The 5,884-nt window shown below is 49.5% G+C and carries 9 protein-coding genes; all 9 read right to left on the bottom strand.

The annotated features are described in order from the left end of the window. On the bottom strand, positions 1-2,151 hold a 2,151-nt coding region (locus ABLA76_RS16855), incomplete at its 3' end, for a phage tail protein (RefSeq protein WP_348988814.1). A gap of 4 nt (positions 2,152-2,155) precedes the next feature. Beyond that, positions 2,156-2,893, bottom strand: coding sequence for a tail assembly protein (locus ABLA76_RS16850; protein ID WP_348988813.1), 738 nt, complete (start codon positions 2,891-2,893; stop codon positions 2,156-2,158). 84 nt (positions 2,894-2,977) lie between these two features. Next, entirely contained in the window at positions 2,978-3,355 is a 378-nt protein-coding gene (locus ABLA76_RS16845; protein ID WP_348988812.1) for a hypothetical protein, read from the bottom strand. A 78-nt stretch (positions 3,356-3,433) separates the two neighbouring features. After that, positions 3,434-4,003 carry a C40 family peptidase gene (locus tag ABLA76_RS16840; protein WP_348988811.1) on the bottom strand — a complete coding sequence of 190 codons (570 nt, stop codon included), beginning with the start codon at positions 4,001-4,003 and terminating at the stop codon, positions 3,434-3,436. Continuing rightward, entirely contained in the window at positions 3,969-4,322 is a 354-nt protein-coding gene (locus ABLA76_RS16835; protein WP_348988810.1) for a phage tail protein, read from the bottom strand. The genes ABLA76_RS16840 and ABLA76_RS16835 overlap by 35 nt, the downstream gene beginning before the upstream one ends. Before the next feature lie 20 nt (positions 4,323-4,342). Continuing rightward, positions 4,343-4,678, bottom strand: a complete 336-nt coding sequence (locus ABLA76_RS16830; protein ID WP_348988809.1) for a hypothetical protein — start codon at positions 4,676-4,678, stop codon at positions 4,343-4,345. Further along, positions 4,675-5,118 (bottom strand): HK97-gp10 family putative phage morphogenesis protein, encoded by a 444-nt coding sequence (locus ABLA76_RS16825; protein ID WP_348988808.1) that lies wholly within the window; start codon positions 5,116-5,118, stop codon positions 4,675-4,677. Before ABLA76_RS16825 ends, ABLA76_RS16830 begins: the two co-directional genes overlap by 4 nt. Then, complete coding sequence (locus tag ABLA76_RS16820; protein ID WP_348988807.1) at positions 5,115-5,435, bottom strand: phage head closure protein; 321 nt, start codon at positions 5,433-5,435, stop codon at positions 5,115-5,117. Before ABLA76_RS16820 ends, ABLA76_RS16825 begins: the two co-directional genes overlap by 4 nt. Then, positions 5,435-5,740 carry a head-tail connector protein gene (locus tag ABLA76_RS16815; protein ID WP_348988806.1) on the bottom strand — a complete coding sequence of 102 codons (306 nt, stop codon included), beginning with the start codon at positions 5,738-5,740 and terminating at the stop codon, positions 5,435-5,437. Before ABLA76_RS16815 ends, ABLA76_RS16820 begins: the two co-directional genes overlap by 1 nt. Positions 5,741-5,884: the final 144 nt, after the last annotated feature.

The raw sequence follows: 5,884 nt of genomic DNA, 5'->3' as shown, positions 1-5,884 counted from the left end.
CGGCGGGTTGCCCTGTTTCCCCGTAATATTCACCTCCTCGGATGAAGCGAATAAGCTTGGGATATCAAATGAGTTTATTGCCTTAATGCGAGCCTGATACCGGCCGGAGTACGCATTCGGTATTTCGAATCCCGGTGATGACGAGCGGGGAATGGAAATCCAGTTACCGCTGTCCCTGCGCCATTCACCTACATAAGCAACTGCACCTTCTGCTTTTTCCCATGAGATCAGTACGGTAGTGGTGGAGATACCTTGCTGAACAAAAGAAAAGCCCTCAATCTTGACCGACTTCGGCGGCGACTGGACGCTCGCAGGGATGATAGAGATAGGACGTTCGTCAATCCGCGCGCCGGTGTCGATGCGGGCGTATTTGTCGGGATCGTGATAAAGGCCATTAATTTCGAACGTACCATCGTTGTTATCTTTAATGCCGACGACGCGATATTGCTGAATAAATAAATCATTGGCATCCACCGCCCAGCCAGCACCGGATACAGGTAATTCACTGTACGCAGTCGTCACGGTAACGATGTTACCATTAACGGCCTGAACCGTCCGGCCCTCTGATTTTCCTGCCGGTAAATTAACCAACAAACGATCGCCTGACTGCACATCGGGTTTTCTGTCCAGTGTGATGTTGCGATCATTAGCCGACTGAATACGGCCGCCAATAACGCGTCCAGCTCTGTTTTTATGCGCCACCCCGATAATTTGGCCGGGCATGGGGATTTGACCATCCAGACCCACGCGGAATGAAATCATGGTGTCGCGTGAGTTGGTCAGAATCGCCCATTTTCCCCGGCGTTGCGCCTCGCTCTGGCGCGTACAGCCAATGGCGGCGATATCAATTTGGTTGATACCATAACGCCGGATTAAATTATCGTCTGAAACAACTTCAACCTCGTCATTGTAATGGTTGTCTGGATTTGACCAGCTCACCATGGCGACGGTGCTCCGGTTACGTTCACCGCCGCCGCTGTAGACAAATTCACCATTGATAACGCTGGCCTGCGTGAAAATGTATTTAATGTCGTCCGGCATATCCGCCATGGCAATGAACTGATTAGCGCCCCAGTAAACCGAGCCACGGAATATCGCGCCAATGTCGGTCAATGCCTTATGTGCTTCTTCGCGTGACTGAATGTAAACATCGCAGGTAAAGCGCGGCTCCATTCCCCCCTTCCCATCAGGGACGGGCTGATCACAATATTGCGCGATGCGGTACAGCTCGGTTTCGTCAACCTGCGTTATGTCGATTTTGTCACCAAGGCCACACAAATCATTCAGCAAGATGTCGTACAAGACCCACGCCGGGTTATTGCTGTGCGCCCACTTAAATGTGCCGTTCCAGATGCCACTGCAAGTACGGCTAATCGGGTCGTAATTAGACGGCACGCGAATGATGCGCCCTTTGGGTTTGCATGAAATCAGCGGCACATTGCCATTAAACAATCTGGCGTCGAATTCAACGTACAGCAGCGCGGTATTAGGATAGCGGAATTTAGCATCAATAATCTCGGTGAACGCCATAATGTTCATTTTATCAATGATCCGTTCACTGGTGCTGTTCGCTGTTTTTCTGACCACCCGAACAGTCCAGCCTGTTTTTGCCTCAGGCAGGTTAATACGATATGAGCGTTCATACAATGTCGTGGTTTTGGCATCGATATAAGTATCAAAAACAGTCTGGTAGCTGCCACCATCCGTTGATAACTCAATGGCATAATCAATGCGATAACCCGCCGTATCACCATTGTCTTTTTGCTCCCTCAGGGCAGGCCAGCCGAGACGAACGCGGACGGCTGATAATTTCGTATTGGAAATATATTTTGCCCAGGGTGTGGCGGCCTTTATCTCGGTATTGATGCGAATTTCATTCTCAGCCGCGGGCATGCCTTTGATATATCTCTGGTGCTGGGTGCCGGGGCGAAATTCCCAGCTCGCCCCTTCAAAGTTCATTCCGTTGTCGCCTTGTAATGGTGTGCCGTCCAGATAGATGTCTTTTGCTGTTAGATCGCTGACAAACTCCCCCTCACCCAATGCCAACAGCACACGGGCTTTTGCGCTGGACTGGATGTTATCGGGCATTTCGTAAGGTGTATGCCCACCGCCGCCACCACCCTTTGCACCTTCTATATTATGCTCAATCATCGTGCTAGCCCCTCCGCTGCTCTTCCTCTTTTTTACGCTGTTCCCGGTCTTTTTTGCGTTCTTCTTCGGCCACCCAGTCTTCATGGGGTTTTCCTGTTAAGATCTCACCAAAACTGTATTTTCTCTGCTTCTCAATCTGCTCTGTCTGATACTGGTCTTCGGTATAAACGCCGGCAGAGATAATCGCCCCGCCGATCTCACGTGAGCCATAGAGAATGGGAACCGGGTTGCCCTGGGCGGTTGTATTAACCGGCCCCCCAAATGCATAAGAAGGTTTATTATCCGGTGATTCACGCATCCCTAATCCCGGTGGTTGAGGCGCGAGCATTTGAGAGACACCGCCCGCCATCATACCAATACCCGTCGCGATCAATTGTGACCCAAACGGGACGCCATACGCAGTCGCAACCGCTCCCGCCACCACCATCACTGCCCCTAAGATGGTCTGGAAAACCCCTGCCTTTTTGCTGCCGATAATCACCGGCATAATATGGATATCATTATGGCCTTTGGTCATGTCCAGTTCATCTTTGTTGTAGCTTCTGCCACCCACGACGACCGAAAAAGTAAATCCCTGTTTATGGGCATTCAGCATAAACGCTTCGAAACCGGTAATCAGTTTGCTCATGGCGCGGATGGCATGCAGGGCATCTCTGGCGGCATATTCAAAGGTTCCGCCGAATTTAGCCGCAAGGACGCCATGAAGCCGAATTGTGCGAAGCGGGGAGTCTATATAAGCCATAATGACCTCATAAAATAAAAAAACCCTCCGAAGAGGGCTTATTGCTTGTTGGTGTGTTAATGCATTATCAAGAAGGTAATTTGTTTATGTGCAAAGCGAAATCCACCGCTCAAGGAAAGCTTTTTTCTGTTCTTCGCTACCCGTTGAATCGTAGGTTTCAATCTCTGCTCCATCTGCGCTCCAAAGAGTGCTCATAATAAACTTGGTTTTTCCACCGTAGCCGCCATAACTATTTTTTGCATTATAAGAACCACAAACAACGCCTTTTATATGAGGGTTCTCAACCATATCCTCAAAGACAGCTGAATCAGGATCTTTTAATCTTTCCCTAACTATCTCTTTCGCTTTAGCTATCTCTTTGCTATCGAAATCTACTAGGCTAATTGCTTCTTTTGCCGCAAAACCACTAGCAAATGCCAAGATAGCTACAGAAACCAATACAACCGCATTTTTTTTGCTCATTGCATACCCTTTCGATTGAATTGTGTCAGGATAGCTATACTTTTAACTGAAAAAAATCAAGAAATTATTTCGCTGATCTTATAGATTATATCTGACTATTTTTATTGTCCTGTCTTTCCAATATCCGCCATAAGGCACTTTCTGGCTTAATTGATCATAAAGATGATGAAGCAATAAATTACCTTCCAGTAAGATCCCGGCATGATTAACCACATCAGCCTGAACCTGCATCAGTACCACATCACCCTCCTGCGGATCAGTAACCTCGACAAAGCCTGCTTGCTCAAAGTTATCGAGATAGCGATTTTCGCCTTGCTCCCACCAGGGATAATTAACCCGGTAGTCATTCAGCTCAATGCGGTATTGCTGACGGTAATAGCTCATCACTAAACCATAGCAATCATAAATGCCCAGCACAAACGGGCGCCCCAGTAACGGTAATTCACCGCGCGGATAGATGGTCCTGAAATCACCCTCGGGGTAACTCACGATATGCCACGGTAATTCAGTAAAATCGCATTGCGCCTCATCCAGATCGCTAGGCAGGGTGGTCGCGTCCGGGTGACTATGAACAATGCCGGTCACCGTGCCCCAGACTGAGGCTTCCAGATAATCACCGGGATCTAACTGAAACTGTTCGGTAGCCATTACCGCTGGGGAACTGGACGCGGAAAGCGTAGGCCTGATCGGTGTTGAAGGCCAGACGCAGGATGTCCTGCCCTTCCTCTTCGGCTGTCCAGTGCCCGGAAAGGGTAATTTCGGCCGGAGCGGCCAGACCGTTAATTATCTCCTGCTCACGGGAGCCGAGTGTGGTAACTTCAATATCCGACTTCTGACCGCCCGTGTAGTTAATCTCTTTCACTGAGGTATCAATAGCCACCCATTTGATAAGGGTGTTCGTGGCATCATTCGTCGCCTCGGCTGAAACCGATAACGACGTCGCAAGGGTTTTTTCAAACTTGGCCATGGAGTTATCTCCGGCAGGGGTTAAGAGTAAATTTTGAATTCAACGGTGGCGCGATACAGTTCGGTGTCATCCTCGAAACCGTTCTCGCGCTCTACCTCAAAAGGTTGCAGGTGCCTGACGGCGTTGAATGCGTTACCGCAAATATCATCAGCGTCATCCAGACTGGGGGCGTAGATGTCAATTTGCACCCGTGTCATTTTCACGGACTGACCGCTCAGTACATCTGTATAGAGGCTATAGGTGGAAAATACGCACCATGGCGAGGGGGTGCGGTTGGCTGTTTTGGGAATAAGGTAGGGAAAAACCCGACCGGGCAAAACGGGATTGAGTAATTTAAACAAATCACTGTCGGTCATTTTGCCAGCACCTCATCAATGGCTTTCAGGGCAACCTCAAAGGCCGCGTCGGCGGCTTCGTCTGCCCTGACGTCAAAGGCCGGATCAATGAAGGGACGGGCTGCCATCTTGGACGTGCCTTTTTCCAAAAATCGCCAGTAATAGGCGTTTCGCGGGTCGTTTTTCTTCATGGTGGGGTCGCTGTTTGTGCCGGATTTATTTGAACCGCGCACATAGACACCGGATGAAATAGTTCCGTCCCTGTTCGTTTTTCGGTTGGTCGCCACAATGTTTTTTTTGAGCTTGCCGGTTCTGACGGGCGCACGCTTGCGGGTCTCGTCACGCAGGATTTTCGCCCCCGCATAAGTGCCTTTGCGTAATACTTTATTACTTTCGGCTTTACTGAGTAGTTCTAAATCCCGTGACAGATCGTTGAGCGCAGAAAAATCTACAATTGTCATTGCTTAACGCCCTCCTGACAAAGTAGCTCTAACAGGGTTAACTTGTTATCCGGCATCACGGCCTGAATCGCGTAAGTATTGCCCTTAAAGACAATACTCATCGCGGTGCTGATATCAGGGCGATACCGCACCCAGAACCGGACAATGCTTTCAGACAACACCGCTTTGGAGGCGACCAACTCGCGGCCACTGATAAATTTCACTTCCGCCCAGACCGTGGCCACGGTGTAACGTTCTTTTACCACGCCGCCTGAGTCAGTTTGTTTACTGCGGACACCCTGAATTTCGATACGGTGACGCAATCTGCCTGCTTCCATCACTCCCCCTTTATAGGCCGAATACGGTAATCATTGAGCAGCTCTTTAAAACCACTGGTTAATACATTTGGTTCCCTGTGTTCATACCAAAACCCGACTGCCAGCATCAGGGCTAGCTTAACCAACGGTGTGATTAACATGCCGTCAGGATCTTCCTCCGGCACGCGTTCTTCGTAGAGTTTGCGGTTAAGGTAGTTTTCTGCTTTTTCTCTGGCAACGGCAAGATAGGTCAGCAGTAGCTCATCATCCTGCCTCTCATCCACTTTGCACTGTAACCGCAGTTCTTCAAGGGTCGGTAATAGCATATTTCCCCCAAAACAAAGGCGGCACTCAGGCCGCCTAATCATTACTTGCCGCCCGCGGCCCCTTTCAGTAACTTCACGGCGTTACTGTCAACCAGCATCGACCCAAAGACAATATCGTCATAGCTGTCTTTTACCCCGAACACC

The sequence above is a fragment of the Xenorhabdus sp. SGI240 genome, from assembly GCF_040081915.1.
Taxonomy (GTDB): Bacteria; Pseudomonadota; Gammaproteobacteria; order Enterobacterales; family Enterobacteriaceae; genus Xenorhabdus; species Xenorhabdus bakwenae.
The sequence above is the reverse complement of the archived record's forward strand: the minus strand, read 5'-3'. Positions and strand labels throughout refer to the sequence as shown.